Below are 18,425 nucleotides of genomic sequence, written 5' to 3' on the forward strand. Positions count from 1 at the left end.
TTTCGGATCAGGGATATGATCAGGAAACATCTTAGAAAAAAAAGACTGTTACCTGATACTGCCTCAGTGCAACAAAGCTGTTAGTTACTGCAGATTGGCAAGTATGTCATCACGATGGATGTGGATTTTTTCGGCGCCCACTTAAAATTAGCCTTACCATAAAGATTTAATATCTTATTTATTATTTTAACACTGCTGTTATACACGAGGATTAAATATGTCAGGATTATTAATCGGTATGAATTCACTGGATGCCTGTGATGATATTGCAGACGGATTGAAATATTCTGAGAAAATTCTGCAACAGCAAGGCGAAAATTTTAACTTTTCATTTATTGAAAGTATTATCGGTCTTATTACAGAATCAGTAAGCTTAGGTACTTCGGCAGCTAATTTCCCCACGCCTACCCATGAAGCAGGCAGAGCCGCATATCAGTTAACCTTCAAAAATGATTCACTGCTTATCCTCGTTCCGGCTTCAATACAGAGCCCAAGGCAGGCTGTCGGCATACCCCGAGGGGCTTTTTTTACTCATGCAGTCCGCCCGCTGTTTCCCGGGGAGGAATGTCAGTATCGTGTTGAGGTAAACCGAAGAATTGGTGGTCTCCACCGATTCGTCTTTTTTGGTATCAGTACCGATCCAACACTGGTTTCACCCGATAACTTACCTGATTTTAATGAAATAGTGCGCATCGAAATTTGTGTTCGCCTTGCCAGTCAGGCACATAACAGAACGCAGATAGAATACATTCAGGTTGATAATGATAGAATTAACCCCACCACAACATGGGGAGCGAGCGATCTGATGTATGCAACTCACAGAAGAAGGAGTCAGTCAAAAGAGGCCTCATTCGGTATGGCTTTCTATGGAACCCAATATTCGAACTTACAAAACAATGAAGTCGTGAGTAACATATTAGTATTTACACCTTCAGGCAAAACTAATCTTGACCGGCCTGTCCAGCCACCGCCACCAATTAATCCTCGAATGCCAGATATTACACCTCCATTGGTTCCTTTACCGGAGATTATACCGCTAATATCGATGGATGAGGCATCCCCGGTTGACTTACAGTCACTGTATGATATACGCAATGTCCAGGTGGAAAATGCTGCCAGAACGTTCAGTCAGGATACACTTGCGGGTTACTTAAGAAATGGTAATTCCCCCCTGATACCTTATTCGGTCATTGGAGCAATTACTGGTATTATTTCTCTCGCTTCCGCCGCAATGAGTATTGCCTCTGCCATAAACTCAGGACATCCTACCCGTGAAATGGCTCTGACATTAAATATTCATAATGCCTCAGACTATCCGTTATTTGTTGTCCGCAGAGAAAATAGCGATTCTCTTTTTATGGGTGATGGATTAATAAAAAGTAAAATGAGCCTAAGCATTCCATATAGAGTATCGCAGTTAAGGGAGGAAGTTGTAATCTTCTTGCGGATGGTGTTAGGTCAGGGACGTGACAACCTGGATATTACCATTAACATTCGCGATTACGGAAATGATCGATTTGTAAAGATAAGTCGTGTTAGTTTTTATAATGCAGGGAGCTTCAACGATAGTGGCGTAGATAATCACCATTCCCTTGTCCATAGTAGTTTCTTTCGCAGCAATATATTTGAGGGCGTTCGGAGCACCGTAACAAGCACCGGAATAACACATGGCGGAAGAGGTAGTCTGGATCTTACCATTACCGGTTATGAAGTTTAAATACCACCTCATCTTCGGCGAGAGGTAAAGTCAGCGAACGTATGAATCATGATCTGCGCTGCGTATTTAAATATCGCAGTGCGGATTTTTTAATTAAAGTCACTTCTATTATCGAGTATAGTTATACGTGTTGATAATGCAGATCGCGGAGCGAAAAGTACTCATTGCCGATCGCGTAAGTGATATTTATGGGCGTTGGTGCATGGATGGCTAAACTATTATGGTTTTCTACGCCGGAACCGCCAAAATTATCGTTACCTCAGTTTCAGCCGAGACTGTAATTTAAGTTATATATCTGCCTGTTTTTGATATCTTCACTCCAGATACGGAGACAGGCAAATTATGGACGAAAAAAAACTCAAAACCCTTGCGGCTGAACTGGCTCAAGGCCTTAAAACCAAAGCCGATCTCGATCAGTTTTCCCGTATGTTGACGAAGCTTACCGTCGAAACAGCGCTCAATTCGGAGTTAACTGACCATCTGGTGTTCAATGAAAACTCCACAAAATCAGTTTCTTATGATCTTAATGGCTATTCGTCAAAAACATTACTTTGTGACGATGGTAAGATTGAACTGAGCACGCTGCGTGACTGCGAAAACACCTTCGAACCACAGCTGATAAAGAAAAGCCAGACGCGTATCACGCAAGATTTTATCCCTGTACGCCAAAAGCATGACGACCCGCGAAATCGTCGCCACGTTTAAGGAAATGTACGATGCGGACGTGTCTCCCGCGCTGTGTATTCAATGATAACGATATATTTTTGCTAAAAAACTCTTTAAACAACCTCGATAACTCATCTCGTACCTTAATACCATCACTACATTCAGGTGCATGTGTACTATCTGGTACCGCTTTCCACACCCCAGTAGTAATACAGATTGATAGGTTATCGAAAGAACTTGCACCAGAGAGCGATACAATTGATCTGGATGCATATTGGTAATTGCTCTGGCGCGCAGCGCTTTCCCTACCTCGCCAGCCCCTTTAAGAGGACGTGACCTTGCTACCCGTATTTTAACTCTCCGTTGCGTTAGTAACGTCCTGGCACTTAACGGAAGCCCAGACTCATTTCGAATGCAAATGCCAATCTCGCCTGATTTTATCCATAATGTCCTTTATCTTCATTCCCCCATAAACAATTTCCTGCTGTAACTCCTGCCGCTTTACGTCACTCTGCCGACCACCAGTTATCCGGGAGAGCCGCAGAATGCGTCATAGTAAACCCCTTATTATCCTGCTGATGGCCTCGCTGCCCGCCTTACAGTGCCAGGCGTCAGAGAAAGACGAGCTGGCGCTGGTGATGCGTCAGCTCGATCAGGTCCAGGCGGGGCTCGATCGCGCCCGCGTGGTGGCGAACCAGAATCAGGATGCCCGCTTTTATTTCGACTATCAGCAGGCCACACATGATATCGCTGCCATGAGGCAGGGTATCGCCACCTATATGGAGCCCTCACGGGCGCAGCCAGCTGCACCTTCGTCCGTCTCCGGGCGTTACCGCGCCGAGGAACCGGCATGGCGATGAATGATTCTCAGGTCTTCGGATGGAGTGCGGACACCGGCAGCGGTCTGACCCCCGCGCAGCTTAATATCCTGATCCTGGGCACCCTGGCCGTGGTTATGCTGCTGTTCAGTGCCTGGGCACTGGTCCACGCCTATCGTGGCCTGCCTACCAAAGCCGTTACGTTCCGGCAGTTCAACGAACTGCTTATCCGCCTCATTGTGCTCTGGCTTCTGACCCTCTTTCTCTTTTTCCACTGATATGCTGTGGGTGCTGAAGGAGATTGACCGGGTGGCCTGCGGCGTGGTGTGCAGTTAAACGGGCCTGTGGGTTATGCGGGCAGCGCGGTTTGCTGCCTGCGTAAGCCGCAGGTTGCGGGGGCAGGCGGCAAAGAGCCCGCGTTCAGTTTGTCAGGATCGATTCAATTCCATTGATCAGCGCCGGAAAATAGGACTGGTCAATGATGATGCCTCCCGTCAGTTTCCAGCTTTCATAGATTTGCGGGGATGCAGTGAAGCTGAACCCCACAGCATCACTTCCACCAATGACATTAAATCCACAGGTGAAGGTACTCATTCTTGGTGAGAAGCTTACAGGCTCAGGTCGTTTGTTTGCGGACAGTGATTGATAAAAGTCCGTCATTATTTTTTTCAGACTTACAAGATCATAGGGTATAAGCTCACACTGACATTGAAGGCTTATGCTGCAACCATTTATCTCCAGCCAGCACATTATCACATCTTCCTGAGGCTCCTAAGGTTCTTCAATTCTTTCGATGAATGAGAGGCGAAAGAGAGTATCTTCATTCTTTATTTCAAACATTTATTGTCCCGTCGCTCAATCGATATGGAAGTGCATAATTGTCCAGTCGCGTTCCCTGACCACGACGAGCAAGGTATATTCTTTGTGGATGTACTCAATCTTGTTACCCACCTGTACCCTGGTCAATCGTGTCATACGGATACGGTAAGTTATGAGCCCGGCAACTTTTCTTGCATCAGGACTGCGAACCCCATATCTGATTGCTTTTTCCAGTATATGGACAGGAATATATCTGCCAGGGTTACTCATATGTGAAGCCGTTTTGTGAGTAAATTTAAGATTACGCACAGACAGGCCGACTTTAAGGCGGCTACGGAGTATACTCAGAGTTGCTCCACTCAGTACGACACCCACTTTTTTTCCCGCAACAACATCCAGTATTGCCCGTCCGCTGCGCAACAGGCGAAAAACGCCGAATGCCAACAGGCCTCTTATCTACAGGATCGATAAGAGGTGTTTGCAGCGGGGTTTCTTCAAGCGTGATGAACCGTCCCTCAGAGTCATATACCTGCCATAACCCTGGTGCCTGAGCAAACGTATAGCCAATACAGAGGCCTGTATTATCATCAACAACAGGCTGAGCACCCAATGGAGGATGGTACTGTGGTTTAACAGCATAATACTGGTTGTATGGCAGGGGATTTCTGAAATTAAAATACTGACCTGGTTCATCGGGATTAATATCAATCATACCTAATTCCATTTATTACAGTCTCCATTTGCCTTATAGAAAGAGTTCAGACTCTTAACAGTTATTCATTCCTCTGCAACGTTAAGCTTTGAATAGTCTTTTTTCAACTGGCTGTTTAATGAATTTTATCAGCAGCACTTTTTAACGCGCAATCGCCTTCCACCGATTAACGGTCCCACCATTTTGCAGATTCTTTCACATCTGCGGTCACAGTTCTTTATATAACCGCAGACACATATCCTGAAAATAGCGCCGGAACCCCCACAACGGAGTCTTTCCATGCGCTGTCCCTTTGAACCTGGCCCTCAGATTATTCATCACATCATTTACAGCCAGGCCGGTTCCATCGGCAAGGCGGTTATCGAACTTATCATGAACAGCGTCGATGCCGGCGCGAAACAGGTGAGCGTTGAGATCTCCGCCGAAGGCTTTGTCTGCCGCGACGATGGCCGGGGCTTTGCCTCCCATGAGGATGTGAAACGCTATTTTGGTCGGTTTGGCACGCCACATCAGGAGGGGGATGCCACCTATGGCCGCTTCCGACTGGGCCGGGGCCAGATTATGGCCCATGCCCGCACGCTGTGGCGTTCAAACCTCTGGCAGATGTCGGTGGACACACGGGAAATGAGCTATCACTACGATCTTGATGAGATGACAACCGTCGTACCGGGCTGCTCAGTGAGAGGCGAATGGTACGAGTCGCTGAGCAGTCAGGAGCGCCTCACCTGCCTCCAGGAAATTCGTGATCTGGTGCGTTACACGCCGGTCATCGTCAGCCTGAACGGAGCGGTTATCACCCGTCAGCTGGCGCTGGAAAAATGGGACGCGGAAGACGATGAGGCCTGGTATTGCCTGTGCGAGGAGGGTGTCCGTTCTTTTTCGACCTGGGTTGGTGAAAATATTATGCCAGAGAATGTGGACAGACGTATGGTACTGAACTGGCGGCGTCGGGTTATTAATGATGAGGGACTGACCAAAATCACCTGGAATAATAAGCTGACGCACATGCGGGCAATATTTAATTTTGCCATCAGTCAGGGATTTATATCTTCAAGGGATAATCCGTTTAATGGCGCGATAGCGCGACCGGATGTTAAACGCAAAAAAACGCTGACCGATGAGCAAATCAAACGGATTTATTTGCTGATGGAGGCGAGAGTTGCCGATGAATATACCTGGCGAACGGGAATACGCAGAAATGCTCTGAGCCCGGCCTTGTTCTGGTTGACCGTTGTGGACACTCTTCGCCGGACAGGCATGAGACGGAATCAGCTGCTCCACATCAGGCTCTGCGACGTCAATTTAAAACATAACTGGATAAGCCTGCGTCCGGAGGGGGCCAAAAATCACCGGGAGCATCGCGTCCCCATCACCCGGCATCTCCGGCCCGGACTGGAGAGGCTTTACAATCTCTCGATTGAGCGCGATGCAAAGATGCACGACCAGCTTTTTAATCTCACCCGCTTTGACGGTCGGCGGAACGAGGTGAGTGAGAATATGGATCATCCGCCGCTGAGGGCTTTCTTCAGAAGGCTGTCTAACGAATGTGGTTTTGTGGTCAGCCAGCACCGTTTCAGACATACGATTGCCACTAACCTGATGAGTCTGCCTGAACGTAACCTCAAGATGGCGCAGGATCTGCTGGGACACTCGACGCCGGCGGTGACACTCCAGTATGTGGAAAGTGATATCGAGAAGGTCAGAAGCGTGCTTGAACAGCTGGATGCGGCATAGGATAAATCTTAAGTCAAATCTAAGTCGATGATTATCAATACGGAAAAAAAAGGACATAACGCTTTACAAAAGATTGACAAAGAAAGGATCTGAGGATAAATACGTCCGTGAAGTATTTTTAATGGATGTGAGAAGTCCGGAGGCTGCTTGAACATCCTCCGGACTTACAGTCCCGTGTTCAACAATGGTGTGGTAAGTGAACTACCAACATCATGCTGGGGACCACTGTCTTGCCCGTTAAGGATCTCATCCCTTAACGAACAGGCTCTGAAGAAGTGGTGCCGGACTCGGAATCGTATCCACGATTAACATGCTGTTTATTATTGGTTTTGTAGAGATTTATCACAAACAGCGCCCCCACTAAGGCCCCCATAAAAAATCGCTTTGTTTTTGTGATGGTTGTCACGAAAAATTGGAGTGTAATTGACACACTCCCCCACTCTTACGACACGCGATTTGTTCCATACCATAAAACTCACCATTGTTATGAAGCAGAGTTGTTGTTTTTTATCGTAGGGAGTTAACACCATTTCCGCATTTTTCCACCACGCCTTTCAGCATCCTGTCTTGTAAAGCTATTACTAGATGTTATCAGTTCATGCGTTAGCCCGAATTCATAGCACACAGATTCCGGGATTTTTTCTGATAATGGAGAAAAGTCACTGGGGAAAATATTGTGATAAAAATCAGAAAGTAAGGCAGGCTACTGGAGAAAAAATCCGCATCGGCGAATTATCGTAGTCTGTGTACCTCAACCAGCATTTTGAAGGCTCTGCTACATGGAAGAAAACACAAGGCAGCGTACGGAAAATTATATTTCAGCGAAAAACCAGCATCCTGCCTGGATACTTCTTGCTACTCGTCGTTCCCCGCTGATACTGAGTTGCCTGAAAACGCTGTTTGAAAAATCACATGATGGTATCCCTCTTGAGGAAGCGATTCAGTCCCTTACCGGCATTCTTGTCGAGCATGTGAGCCAGGAACAGTATGAGATTAATCAGGAAAATCCGTCTCTTCAGGCCAGCCGTGAACTACGAGAATTGATAAAACGGCGTTTAATTGTCGAACGGGATGGACGTATCTTCGCCACCGATGCGCTTGAGGTCGCGATTACGTTTGTTGAGTCGTTGGATAATCGTTTCATGACCTCTACGGCTTCCCGTTTGTCCACCGTACAGCGAGAAATTGAAAATCTGGAAACCCGGCTTAACCCTAACCCGGCAAACCGGGTTTCAACCTTACGTCGTCGTATTACCGAGCTGGAACGTGAATTACAGGAGGCAGAAGCCGGACATATTGAGGTACTGGAAACGTATCAGGCGGTCGAACATATTCGTGAGCTCTTCAATTTAGCTTCCAGCCTGAGGGCTGACTTTCGTCGCGTTGAAGATTCCTGGTGTGAGGCAGACCGTGCGCTTCGGCAATCCATTATCGGTGAGCAATATCACCGTGGTGATATAGTAGAACGCCTGTTAAACGATCAGGACGCGCTGCTTAATACACCGGAGGGAAGAGTCTTCGACAGTTTTCAGCAACAGCTACGCCAGTCAGCTGAACTGACTGCAATGAGCGAGCGACTGCGCGTAATCCTTGGCCATCCTTCTGCTTCTGATGCGCTCAACCGTCTACAGCGTCATGATTTGCGCTGGCTGGTTAAACGCCTGGTCGATGAATCGCAAACCGTACTTCAGGCTCGCGCCCGTAGCGAGCGCGATGTTCGCGGTTTTATGAAAACGGGTCTTGCGGCTGAACATCACCGTGTTGGCCATCTGCTTAACGAATTTCTGAATCTGGCATTAAAACTCGATTGGCAGCGCCAGGTTATTCGCAAACAAGAGGTTCCGCTTCCTGCCATTGGTGTGGCAGTAACGGGTGTCCCTGCTATTGAGCGCTTGCGTTTTAAAGAAGTGGACGATGAAGCGGAACAGACATTGGATCTCAGTAATCATGCGGCGGATTTAACGCAGATTGGTGATGATTTCTGGGATGCTTTCAATGGTCTCGATCGTGAGGCGTTGATTCAGCAAACGTTGCAGCTTCTGGCAAAAGAAAATCGTCCCGTTGGTCTGGCCGAGTTGGCGGCGTTGTTGCCCCCGGCTCACGATCTCGAAACGTTCGCCGTCTGGATTGGCATGGCGAGAGAAGCGGGCATTGAGGTTATTGATTCACAGCGCGAATTTGCTGAACTTAGTGATGGGGAAGGTCGTCTCTGGCGATTTAATCTGCCCATTACCGGTCTGGAAAGTCAGGCATTAATGGATATTGATTGGGAGTAGTTGGCATGGCGGGCTTTTTTGACAAACTGATTAACCGGAGCGTTACTGCAAATACAGGCAGTGAATCTTCATCGTTGGATGAAGAAGTTGCCGAAGCATTGGTTGAGGAAAATGCAACCAGTAGCGAAACGCGAACACTGAAAAAAATACGCGAAGCGACTCAGGAATTGCTCAAATACGGCCTGCTGGAAGAGGCCAGTAAACCCAATCTGTACCGCGTGGTACTGACTCACCCTGAAGAGGTTACTTGCATTCTGGAACCTCTCGATCTGGATATTGGCATTGATGAGATCCGCGGTCTGCTGTATGTCAAAGTCAGACTTGACGAAACGCCAGAACAGGATGAATGGTCACACCCTCTGGTGAGACGGCAACGGCTTAATCTGGAACAATCATTATTAGTCGCCATATTGCGTCAGCATTTTGTTGCCTGGGAGCAAGAAAGTGGAACCGGCGCCAGCCAGGCGCAGATCGCTATCGACGATCTTCTCCCTCAGCTCCAGATTTACCTTGGCGATCCGGGGAGTGAATCAAAAGAACGTACCCGGTTGCTTACCCTGTTGGATCAATTAAAGGGTCATGGGCTGGTCACGTCGCCGGATGCGCATGAGCGGATCGTGATTCGTCCGATTATTGCTCATCTTGCCGATCCGATAAATCTTCAGGCATTACTGGCATGGCTGCGGGAACAGATTGCCCGGCAAACCTCCCCGGATAACGCGTCAGAAAAGGATAGCAGCGAGGAGGACGTATGAATCAGATGGTTCGTCTGACTGGGAAGGAATCTTTCATTCTTACCCACATCGAGTTGTTCAACTGGGGCGGTTTTCATGGATTGCATCAGGCCGCAATCCATCATGAAGGGACTGCCGTTATTGGCCCAACCGGGAGCGGAAAAACCACGCTGGTCGATGCCTTGATGACGCTACTCTGCGCCAATCCCCGTTACAACCTGGCCTCAACCGGCGGTCATGAAAGTGACAGGGATCTTATCTCCTACGTGCGCGGCGTATCCGGCCCCGGTGATGGAGGTGAAGGCCAATCGCATATTGCCAGACCGGGTAAAACCGTGACCGGCATTGCCGCTACGCTGGAGCGCTAAGGGCAACAGGTACGTCTGGGGGCGCTGTTGTGGTTTGATTCCACCAGCTCCAGCGTGACGGATATGAAAAGGCTTTGGCTATTCAGCGATAACCCCGGACAGACGCTGGAGCACTGGTTGAATGTTTACCATGATGGCGGCACACGTTTGCTGCGGCAAATGGAAAAGGAAGTGACCGGCATCTGGACATATCCGAATAAAAAACAGTACCTGGCTCGCCTGCGGGATTTCTTCGAAGTGGGGGAAAACGCGTTTACGTTGTTAAACCGGGCGGCAGGGTTAAAACAGCTCAACAGTATTGATGAGATTTTCCGCGAGCTGGTGCTGGACGACCATTCCGCCTTCGATCGTGCAACAGAAGTGGCCAATAGTTTTGATGCTCTGACTGAGATTCATCAGGAACTCGAAACGGCGCGTAAACAACAGCACTCTTTACAACCTGTTGCTCTGAGCTGGTCGAAGTATCAGGAACAGCAGCAACATCTTACTGACGGGCAGATGCTGGAATCGTTGCTACCTGTCTGGTTTGCACAGCAGGCAAGCCAGCTCTGGCGGGAAACTGGCAGTCGTCTTGAGGTCGAACTTGGTGAGGCACAAGCCAGCGAAGAACAGATCCAATCGCGGTTTGAGTTGCAGAAAAAGGTCGTGACTGACTGTTTGCAACGCTACCTCCAGGTCGGCGGTGCCAATATTGATGAACTGAATGAGCGCATCAATGACTGGCAACAAACGCTCGGTAAACGAGAAACGCTGGCGCGCCAGTATCAACAGTTGACCCGTAATCTTGGATTACTGCCTGACCTGAGCCAACCACAGCTGGAGGCGAACCAACATGAGGCCAAAGCCTGGTGTGAGCAGCTTGCTGATGATATAAAGCGAAAAGAAGACGAGGTGTACCAAAAAGGTGCGCTCAGCCATAACATTAGCGCAGAGCTTAGGGAGCGGGAAACGGAAAGCGCCGAGATTGCGCGTCGCCCGGGTTCTAACCTTCCAGCGAAAGATCAGGCGTTTCGCAGCGAGCTGGCAAAAGCGCTGAACGTTGAAGAGTCTGAACTACCTTTCGTCGCTGAACTGATGCAGGTTAAACCGGAAGAGGCGCAGTGGCGCGGTGCGATTGAGCGCGCTGTCGGGAGTAACAGGCTGCGTATTCTTGTTTCACCTGAATCGGCACCGGAAGCGTTGCGCTGGATAAATCAGCGTAATAACCGTCTGCATGTGCGGCTGCTGGAAGTCAAATTGCCGCACTCTCCCGCCCGGTTTTTCGACGATGGTTTTACCCGCAAGCTGTTGTGGAAAGAGCATCCGTGGCGGGAAGCCGTCAAAGCCTTACTGGCGGAAAGCGACAGGCATTGTGTTGACAGCCCTGAACGGCTGCGTGACATGCCCCATGCTATGACGGTTCAGGGGTTAATGTCAGGTAAGCAGCGTTTTTATGACAAGCAGGATCAGAAGCGCCTTGATGAAGACTGGCTGACGGGGTTCGATAACCGCGATCGCCTGAACTTTCTTGCCAAAGAAATTGCCGCGCTTCAGGAGCAATTTAAAACCGCAAGCCAGCAACTGGAATTTGTGAAAGGTGAGATGAGTCAGCTTCAAAACAGGGTGGCTTTGTTCCATAAAATTCAGCAGCTTGATTACGATAGCATTGACGTTCCTGGTGCAATGCGCCAACTGGAACAACTCCGGGAACGACTGGACAATTTGACCCGGCCGGATTCTGACGCCAGCGTGGCGAAAGCCAATCTTGAAGAGGCTCAAACGGTTGAGTCTGAACTTGATAAGCTGCGTCAGGCGGCCAGTAGAGCGACGGTCAAACTGGATACTGCTTTAAAATCAGCCCAGACCGCAGAACGTAAAGCCGAACAAAGCGCGCAACAAGGTATGCAGGATGAAGAGCGAGAGTTGTGCGCGTCACATTTTCCTGTAGTGACTCTGGAGCAACTGCCTGATATTCAGGATCTGGAACGTCAACATGCGCAGGTCATTCAGCAGGAAATTAAGGGGGTTGAAGGCGTATTGCATCGCCTGAACCTTGAGTTAACCAAACGTATGTCTGAAGCCAAACGTCTGGATACCGGCGCGCTCGCAGAAGCAGGGGCCGATCTGGACGATAACCCTGCCTATTTACAGCGCTTGCAGGAGCTGACCGAAGAAGCCCTACCGGAAAAGCTCAATCGCTTCCTCGACTATCTGAATCGTTCATCTGACGACGGCGTAACACAACTGCTCAGCCATATCGATCATGAGGTGCTGGTGATTGAAGCGCGACTCAGCGAGCTCAATGAAACCATGTTCAGGGTTGATTTTCAGCCGGATCGCTACCTGCGTCTGGATACCAAAAAAGTTGTCCATGAAAGCCTGCGCACGCTTGAAAAAGCACAGCGTCAGCTAAATGCCGCCCGGTTTGTTGATGATAACGGCGAGAGCCATTATAAGGCCTTACAGGTGCTGGTGGCGCAACTGCGGGATGCCTGTGAACGAAACCGTACCCTGGGTGCGAAGGCGCTGCTGGATCCTCGTTTTCGTCTGGAGTTCGCCGTATCGGTGATGGATCGCCAGAGTGGTAATGTGATTGAGTCGCGTACTGGCTCGCAGGGCGGTAGCGGTGGAGAAAAAGAGATTATCGCGTCTTACGTGCTGACCGCATCACTTAGCTACGCGCTATGCCCTGCGGGGAGTCGTTATCCGCTGTTTGGCACTATTGTCCTTGATGAAGCTTTCTCCCGTAGCTCTCATGCCGTGGCGGGCAGGATCATTGCCGCGCTTAGAGAGTTTGGTTTACATGCGGTATTTATCACTCCTAATAAAGAGATGCGCCTGCTGCGCGACCATACTCGCTCGGCGATTGTCGTCCACCGGCGCGGTCAGGATTCGAATATGGCCTCGCTGAGCTGGGAAGAACTGGAACAACACTACCAGCGGCGGGAGAACGCATAGAATGTATTCTCCTGAGGAACTGCGTAAAAAACTAGCCCGGCAGTGGGATAACACAAAGCTTCGGGCTGAGCGCTTACTTCCCCCAAGTAGCTGGCCGCTCTGCCTGCCCATTGGCAAACCTTCCGCCAGAATGTTCGCAGAGCAAACGCAGTACGTTTTGCAGCACGTGCAGTTATGGCGGCAAGTAACGGTTGGGCGTGTGGATTGGGAAGAGGTGAGTTATCGGGCGAGCGACACGCCAGTATTAATGCCGTTACGCTGGATACTGAATGGACCTTCTGACTGGATCAACGCAGCGGCGGATCCGGCGGTGAGTCGGGAATTTCGCTTGCTGGAGAGAATTATTGAGCATGTCGATCCCATTTTTCATTCGCTGTTGGTCAGCCATCGTTCTCTCTGGCGGCACAAAGATCCACAAGACATCATCAGCGCAGCCAGGCTGGCCTGCCGATTAGAACCAGGCTGCGCAAAAAGGCTACCGTTAAGGCTGTTTTCCGGGCAAGGGGTGGATACCAAATTTATCGAGAATAATATTTCGTTATTAACCCGACTGCTGGATGTGCGTTTTTCCGGCGAAGCCAGCGAGCATGGATTAACGACCTTTCTTGATGCCTTCGATGAGTCCAGTCACTGGGTTCTGGTTGTGCCGCTATCGCCCGGATTGCTCCCTTTTAAAAAATGCCGGGTGACGACGGCGGAACTGGCGGAAACAACATTGCCCGCGTCGCGTATTCTGGTGATTGAAAATGAACAGTGTCTGCATCAACTTCCAGCATTATCTGACACTATCGCGATCTTAGGGTGCGGCCTTGACGTGCAATGGTTATCCAGCTCTGTTCTGGATGAAAAACGCGTTGCCTATTGGGGGGACATGGATAGCTGGGGGCTACTGATGCTGGCGAGGGCCAGGCGCTGTCGCCCGACGCTTGATGTTCTGCTTATGAACCGTGAGTTGTTTGAGCAATATGCCAGCCATAGCGCCGTTTCTGAACCGGTAAAAGCGCAGCAAGCAATACCTGATGGCTTGCTTAATGAAGAGATCGATTTTTATCGCTACTTAACCTGCTTACCGCGTGGTCGTCTGGAGCAGGAATTTTTGCCTGCGGGGATAGTTGAAGAGGCGCTGGTCATGTGGCGAAAAGGATTATAAATAAGGTTGAAAGATCCGTCAGTACCCTTAGCAATCTACCGGATATTCGGTAGATGCGGTATCATATAGCCGAATATTTTTCAGCCAGAGGAACCCCTATGCCTTTGCAAATAAAAGACATTATAGATCTGCAAACCCTTGTCGAATCGGAACAGGTAGAGTTCAAACTGGCAGGGTGGAAAGACGGCAAAGGCGAGTTACCGAAAGACTTCTGGCCCACCTATTCTGCAATGGCTAATGGTCGAGGTGGCTGGGTGGTTCTGGGCGTAAAAGAGCAGGCAGGCAAGTTCACGCCCGTTGGCGTTATCGATCCTGAAAAGATAAAAACCGATCTGTTTAATCAGCTAAACGATCGCGATCGGGTTAGCGTGAATGTGCTGAAATCAGAAAACGATGTGCAACAGGTCTCTTTGCAGGGGACGGACGTTCTGGCGATCCATATTCCACAGGCGATGCGCAAACAAAAGCCGGTTCATCTGAAAAAGTCCCCATTTGGTAACACCTATCAACGTCTGCACGAAGGCGATCGCCTTTGTGATGATATCACCGTCAAGCGGATGCTTGCAGAGCAGATCCACGACAGCCGTGATAACGAAGTGCTTTCTGAACACTACACCTTTCAGGACGATATCGATCTGGACAGTCTGAAAGTTTACCGCAATCTGCTTTCGGCAAATAACCCGCAGCATCCTTATCTGGCCTGCGAGCCGTTTGAACTATTTAAAATGGTTGGTGGATGGCGTAAAGACAGAGAAACTGGAAAAGAGGGAATTACGCTGGCTGGGGTTCTCATGTTTGGTAAATGGGATGCGATTATTGCCGCTGCGCCTAACTACATGGTGGATTATCAGGAACGCCCCGAGGCCAAAACGGAGCTGCGTTGGGTGGATCGGGTATGTCCGGACGGGACATGGTCAGGAAACCTGCTTGATTTTTATCGCAAGGTATACCAAAAGCTGGTCGCCGATCTGAAAGTCCCGTTTACTCTTGAAGAGGGTCAGCGCAGAACGGATACGCCAGTACATATTGCGCTGCGCGAAGCGCTGGTCAACACGCTGGTCCATGCTGATTTTACCGACCGGGTTTCTATTTTGATCGTCAAACGTCCCGATATGTTTGGCTTTCGCAATCCCGGCTTGATGCGTCTGCCGTTGGAGGATGTGATTGTGGGTGGCGTCAGTGATTGCCGCAACAGGTTGCTACACCAGATGTTTTTGCTTATTGGTCTGGGTGAGAAAGCGGGTTCAGGGATGCCGAAGATTTTCAGCGGCTGGAAATCGGCTAACTGGCGAACCCCCAAACTTTGGGAAAAAACGTTTCCTGCACAGACGCTATTAGAGCTTTCTACCGCTAGCCTGATCCCGCAGAATGTTCTGGATGACCTGCATCAACGATTTGGCGAGACCTTCGATCTGCTTGATGATTTTGAACAGGTGATTGTTGCAACGGCAGCGATTGAAGGCTGGGTCAACCATGAACGAGCCTGCCAGTTAACAACACGGCACTCCCGCGAAGTCACGCTGACGCTTCCCCGACTGGAAAGTAAAGGTTTTCTGGTCGCAGAGGGGGAGCAGAAAAGCAAATATTACACTTTGCCCGGCGTATCGGTCATGACACCGGATGAGGTTTTCTCGTTAGGAGCGGTTGTGAGCTCCACACATAACGAGGGGAACTCCGCATATAACGAGCAGAGGTCCACACATAACGAGGGTAACTCCACATATAACGAGCAGAGGTCCACACATAACGAGGAAAGTTCTACATATAAAGCCGAGGACGATCAACCTGCGTCCCGGGATGAGTATGGACGTTTGCTTAACCGCTTTATCGAAAGACCCTATATTGATGATGTTGATAATCTCACCGAGGCTTTCCGGGATTCGTTGTTTACTTTAGCTTCGGTTCCTCGTGAAAAGTTGCGTCTGGGGGATAAAGCGCTGATGAAGAGTGTTATCCTGAATGTGTGTCAGGGGCAGTATATTTCTGTTGCTGCGCTGGGACAGATCCTTAGTCGTAACCCTAATGCGCTGCGTCAGCAGTACCTAAAACGGTTGGTGGAGCAAGGGGAACTGAAGTTGGCGTTTCCGCAGTATAAGAATGACCCGAAGCAGGGGTATAGTGCTGTTTGAAAAACTGATATGTAATATCTTTAATAAGTGCTTATGGGATATGAGTGAACTTGATTACGCAAAACAGGCACAGCGTTTTTACCAGCAAGCCCCTACTATTATTTTAGGTAGTGGAGCATCTGCTGCATTTGGGTTATCAGGTATGGGGGCTTTAGCTACGCATTTATTGCAATCTATAGATCTTAGTCGTAGTGATGGGGCATCTAAAGATAAATGGCAACAGTTTTCTGAGATGCTAAATAACGGAAAAGATCTTGAAACAGCACTACATGAAGTAAGGTTACCAGAAGATTTAACAGAACAAGTTGTTCATCTGACATGGAAGCTATTAAATCCACAAGATATTGATGTCTTTAATCAGTCAATTCAACAGTCAAACTTCTTTCCATTGTCAGAGTTAGTTTCTTCTCTTTTTAGAAGTGCGTTGAATGAAATAAATATCACAACAACAAATTATGACCGATTAGCTGAATATGCAGTAGAGCAAGCGGGACATCATCACTACACGGGTTTTTCACATGGATTTTGTCGCACACAGAAAGGAATTGAACACATTAGATGTAATCGAATTGTTAAAATCCTGAAGGTGCATGGTAGCTTGGATTGGTTTATCAGCCCACTAAATGATATCGTAGGGTATAGTCATTTAAATCTAATCCCTGATAATTATATCCCCAAAATTGTAACGCCTGGCATTGAAAAATATTCAGCGACATATCATGAGCCCTTTAGAACTATTATTAACCTAGCCGACAATGCAATACGAAATGCGACTTCGTATTTATGTATAGGGTTTGGATTTAATGATGAGCATATTCAGGAAAAACTGGTTGAAAAATGTGTGCGAGAGAATGCTTGTATTACACTAATAACTCACGGTTTAACTAATTCTGCTCGTGATTTTCTTCTGAGTGGAAAAGTAAAGAATTTTCTTGCGATAGAATGTGGAAAAGGGCATTCAGGATCTGTTATTTATAGTTCGGAAGCTACAAGCCCAGTTTTTGTTGATGACGACTATTGGAGCTTAAAAGGATATCTAAAATTGGTGTGCTAACGGAGGGGATATGGCATTGTTTGAGTTTGAGGATGAACAAGCATTAGGTAAGGTTGCATCGGTTGATACTACAACAGTGATCATTGATGTGGCAGTACCTGAATATCTAAAACGGCTCCAGGTTAATCGACTTGTTGTCTTGCAAAGTGCAAGGCCAGGGCAACATTTAATTGGTCTGATAACACAAGTAACAAGGAAGAAAATAAACAACATATTAGATTCATCTGAAGATGAAGATCATGAACTGAATCTATGTAAAATTTTATTGATCGGTACATTACTTGATAGAGATGGGGCTAGGTATAATGTTTTTCGTCGTACTTTAGAAAGTGTTCCAGAAATTGACGCAAATTGTTTTGCTCTTGAAGGGGAAGAATTAACGGCATTTATGAGAGTTCTTTCAAATGCGACTAGTCAGGGTAATGCATTAACGTTAGGAAAATATACGCTTGATGATAATGCTACTGCGTATTTGAATGGGAATAAATTTTTTCAGAGGCACGCTTTTGTTGGTGGAAGTACGGGATCTGGCAAGTCATGGACGACAGCAAAAATTATTGAGCAAATGGCTAGTTTGCCATCTGCCAATGGTATTGTCTTTGATATTCATGGAGAATATTCCCCCCTTTCTTATCAGGGTGTTAAACACTATAAGGTTGCAGGTCCTTTAGAAGTAGAACAAAATAAGACCATATCACCATTATGTAACTTTAAAATAACCTCAGCAAAATCATCATCAACCGTATAAAAATAACACTCTGGCACATTAAGCACCTTGGCAAACGCGCACATCATCTCAAATGTTGGGCGATGTATACCGCTTTCATATTGGGATATGCGTGATCGTGCAGTGGCTTCTTCAATGCCAGCCAGTACGCCTAGCTTTTCTTGAGTGAGATTGGCTTGTAAACGAGCCGTTTTAAGGCGAATGGGCAACATGATGGCACCATCAATAAGGATATTGATAGCATGTTTAGCACTACTTTACATGTAGATTGCTTAGACTTCCTGAACAATAGGGAGGGGATTTATTTGTATTCGTTAAGAATGACTCTGATGTTTAAGGTAAAGCTCCAGAACCATCTCAGCAAAATCATCGTTAACGGTGTAAAAGTAGCATTCCGGCACATTAAGTACCTTTGCAAATGCACACATCATTTCAAATGTTGGACGATGTATCCCTCCTTCATATTGAGACACGCGAGAACGCGCAGTTTCTTCTTCAATGCCAGCAAGAACTCCCAATTTTTCCTGAGTTAGATTAGCCCGTAGTCGGGCGGCTTTGAGACGAGTAGGTAGCATCATTACACC

General features: G+C 48.0%; 16 protein-coding genes and 2 pseudogenes. 14 read left to right on the plus strand and 4 right to left on the minus strand.

From position 1 onward, the window contains the following. The first annotated feature begins 217 nt into the window (after positions 1–217). The 4 genes and pseudogenes from AC3RPL_RS24310 to AC3RPL_RS24325 all read left to right on the plus strand — a co-directional run bounded on the left by AC3RPL_RS24310 (position 218) and on the right by AC3RPL_RS24325 (position 3,479). A complete protein-coding gene (locus AC3RPL_RS24310) occupies positions 218–1,717 on the plus strand; it encodes a hypothetical protein (RefSeq protein WP_490741867.1) in 1,500 nt (499 codons plus the stop codon). A 426-nt stretch (positions 1,718–2,143) separates the two neighbouring features. After that, positions 2,144–2,468: pseudogene (locus AC3RPL_RS24315) on the plus strand (transposase). Between the two features lie 460 nt (positions 2,469–2,928). Beyond that, on the plus strand, positions 2,929–3,243 hold the full coding sequence (locus tag AC3RPL_RS24320) for an integrative conjugative element protein, RAQPRD family (RefSeq protein WP_490741869.1): 315 nt from the start codon (positions 2,929–2,931) through the stop codon (positions 3,241–3,243). After that, positions 3,234–3,479 (plus strand): TIGR03758 family integrating conjugative element protein, encoded by a 246-nt coding sequence (locus tag AC3RPL_RS24325; RefSeq protein WP_490741871.1) that lies wholly within the window; start codon positions 3,234–3,236, stop codon positions 3,477–3,479. Before AC3RPL_RS24320 ends, AC3RPL_RS24325 begins: the two co-directional genes overlap by 10 nt. A gap of 142 nt (positions 3,480–3,621) precedes the next feature. Here AC3RPL_RS24325 and AC3RPL_RS24330 read toward each other — a convergent pair whose 3' ends face one another. Further along, positions 3,622–3,861, minus strand: a complete 240-nt coding sequence (locus AC3RPL_RS24330) for a hypothetical protein (protein ID WP_490741872.1) — start codon at positions 3,859–3,861, stop codon at positions 3,622–3,624. A gap of 490 nt (positions 3,862–4,351) precedes the next feature. Then, complete coding sequence (locus tag AC3RPL_RS24335; RefSeq protein WP_490741873.1) at positions 4,352–4,732, minus strand: hypothetical protein; 381 nt, start codon at positions 4,730–4,732, stop codon at positions 4,352–4,354. Positions 4,733–5,104: 372 nt separating this feature from the next. Between AC3RPL_RS24335 and AC3RPL_RS24340 the strand changes: the two are divergent. The 10 genes and pseudogenes from AC3RPL_RS24340 to AC3RPL_RS24385 form a co-directional block, all read left to right on the plus strand. After that, positions 5,105–5,239: pseudogene (locus tag AC3RPL_RS24340) on the plus strand (hypothetical protein); the annotation flags it as partial. Between the two features lie 303 nt (positions 5,240–5,542). Next, positions 5,543–6,466 carry a tyrosine-type recombinase/integrase gene (locus AC3RPL_RS24345; protein WP_490742132.1) on the plus strand — a complete coding sequence of 308 codons (924 nt, stop codon included), beginning with the start codon at positions 5,543–5,545 and terminating at the stop codon, positions 6,464–6,466. Positions 6,467–7,245: 779 nt separating this feature from the next. Continuing rightward, positions 7,246–8,742, plus strand: a complete 1,497-nt coding sequence (locus AC3RPL_RS24350; protein WP_490741874.1) for a DUF3375 domain-containing protein — start codon at positions 7,246–7,248, stop codon at positions 8,740–8,742. Between the two features lie 5 nt (positions 8,743–8,747). Continuing rightward, the gene (locus AC3RPL_RS24355; RefSeq protein ID WP_490741875.1) at positions 8,748–9,497 is read left to right on the plus strand and encodes a DUF4194 domain-containing protein; all 750 of its coding nucleotides are present in this window, start codon (positions 8,748–8,750) and stop codon (positions 9,495–9,497) included. Continuing rightward, positions 9,494–9,844, plus strand: coding sequence for an ATP-binding protein (locus AC3RPL_RS24360; RefSeq protein ID WP_490741876.1), 351 nt, complete (start codon positions 9,494–9,496; stop codon positions 9,842–9,844). Before AC3RPL_RS24355 ends, AC3RPL_RS24360 begins: the two co-directional genes overlap by 4 nt. A 1,581-nt stretch (positions 9,845–11,425) precedes the next feature. Then, entirely contained in the window at positions 11,426–12,781 is a 1,356-nt protein-coding gene (locus AC3RPL_RS24365) for an SbcC/MukB-like Walker B domain-containing protein (protein ID WP_490742133.1), read from the plus strand. 1 nt (position 12,782) lies between these two features. Continuing rightward, positions 12,783–13,931, plus strand: coding sequence for a DUF3322 domain-containing protein (locus AC3RPL_RS24370; protein ID WP_490741877.1), 1,149 nt, complete (start codon positions 12,783–12,785; stop codon positions 13,929–13,931). A 98-nt stretch (positions 13,932–14,029) separates the two neighbouring features. After that, a complete protein-coding gene (locus tag AC3RPL_RS24375) occupies positions 14,030–16,060 on the plus strand; it encodes an RNA/DNA-binding domain-containing protein (protein ID WP_490741878.1) in 2,031 nt (676 codons plus the stop codon). A gap of 40 nt (positions 16,061–16,100) precedes the next feature. Then, positions 16,101–17,114, plus strand: a complete 1,014-nt coding sequence (locus AC3RPL_RS24380; RefSeq protein ID WP_490741879.1) for an SIR2 family protein — start codon at positions 16,101–16,103, stop codon at positions 17,112–17,114. Positions 17,115–17,124: 10 nt separating this feature from the next. Continuing rightward, positions 17,125–17,862 carry a helicase HerA domain-containing protein gene (locus tag AC3RPL_RS24385; protein WP_490741880.1) on the plus strand — a complete coding sequence of 246 codons (738 nt, stop codon included), beginning with the start codon at positions 17,125–17,127 and terminating at the stop codon, positions 17,860–17,862. On the opposite strand, the gene AC3RPL_RS24390 is transcribed toward AC3RPL_RS24385, so the two are convergent. Together AC3RPL_RS24390 and AC3RPL_RS24395 are read right to left on the minus strand one after the other, a co-directional pair. Then, complete coding sequence (locus AC3RPL_RS24390; protein ID WP_490741881.1) at positions 17,763–18,053, minus strand: helix-turn-helix domain-containing protein; 291 nt, start codon at positions 18,051–18,053, stop codon at positions 17,763–17,765. The genes AC3RPL_RS24385 and AC3RPL_RS24390 overlap by 100 nt on opposite strands. A gap of 102 nt (positions 18,054–18,155) precedes the next feature. Further along, positions 18,156–18,416 (minus strand): helix-turn-helix domain-containing protein, encoded by a 261-nt coding sequence (locus AC3RPL_RS24395; protein WP_039477842.1) that lies wholly within the window; start codon positions 18,414–18,416, stop codon positions 18,156–18,158. Between the last annotated feature and the right edge of the window lie 9 nt (positions 18,417–18,425).

It is taken from the genome of Erwinia papayae (assembly GCF_058241465.1).

Bases quoted from the DNA above. Each gene is read 5' to 3' on its own strand.
- AC3RPL_RS24395 (WP_039477842.1), bottom strand. From the start codon at position 18,416: ATGCTACCTACTCGTCTCAAAGCCGCCCGACTACGGGCTAATCTAACT.
- AC3RPL_RS24365 (WP_490742133.1), top strand. From the start codon at position 11,426: ATGAGTCAGCTTCAAAACAGGGTGGCTTTGTTCCATAAAATTCAGCAG.
- AC3RPL_RS24375 (WP_490741878.1), top strand. From the start codon at position 14,030: ATGCCTTTGCAAATAAAAGACATTATAGATCTGCAAACCCTTGTCGAA.
- AC3RPL_RS24385 (WP_490741880.1), top strand. From the start codon at position 17,125: ATGGCATTGTTTGAGTTTGAGGATGAACAAGCATTAGGTAAGGTTGCA.
- AC3RPL_RS24370 (WP_490741877.1), top strand. From the start codon at position 12,783: ATGTATTCTCCTGAGGAACTGCGTAAAAAACTAGCCCGGCAGTGGGAT.
- AC3RPL_RS24360 (WP_490741876.1), top strand. From the start codon at position 9,494: ATGAATCAGATGGTTCGTCTGACTGGGAAGGAATCTTTCATTCTTACC.
- AC3RPL_RS24355 (WP_490741875.1), top strand. From the start codon at position 8,748: ATGGCGGGCTTTTTTGACAAACTGATTAACCGGAGCGTTACTGCAAAT.
- AC3RPL_RS24310 (WP_490741867.1), top strand. From the start codon at position 218: ATGTCAGGATTATTAATCGGTATGAATTCACTGGATGCCTGTGATGAT.
- AC3RPL_RS24390 (WP_490741881.1), bottom strand. From the start codon at position 18,053: ATGTTGCCCATTCGCCTTAAAACGGCTCGTTTACAAGCCAATCTCACT.
- AC3RPL_RS24350 (WP_490741874.1), top strand. From the start codon at position 7,246: ATGGAAGAAAACACAAGGCAGCGTACGGAAAATTATATTTCAGCGAAA.
- AC3RPL_RS24320 (WP_490741869.1), top strand. From the start codon at position 2,929: ATGCGTCATAGTAAACCCCTTATTATCCTGCTGATGGCCTCGCTGCCC.
- AC3RPL_RS24380 (WP_490741879.1), top strand. From the start codon at position 16,101: ATGAGTGAACTTGATTACGCAAAACAGGCACAGCGTTTTTACCAGCAA.
- AC3RPL_RS24335 (WP_490741873.1), bottom strand. From the start codon at position 4,732: ATGATTGATATTAATCCCGATGAACCAGGTCAGTATTTTAATTTCAGA.
- AC3RPL_RS24325 (WP_490741871.1), top strand. From the start codon at position 3,234: ATGGCGATGAATGATTCTCAGGTCTTCGGATGGAGTGCGGACACCGGC.
- AC3RPL_RS24330 (WP_490741872.1), bottom strand. From the start codon at position 3,861: ATGACGGACTTTTATCAATCACTGTCCGCAAACAAACGACCTGAGCCT.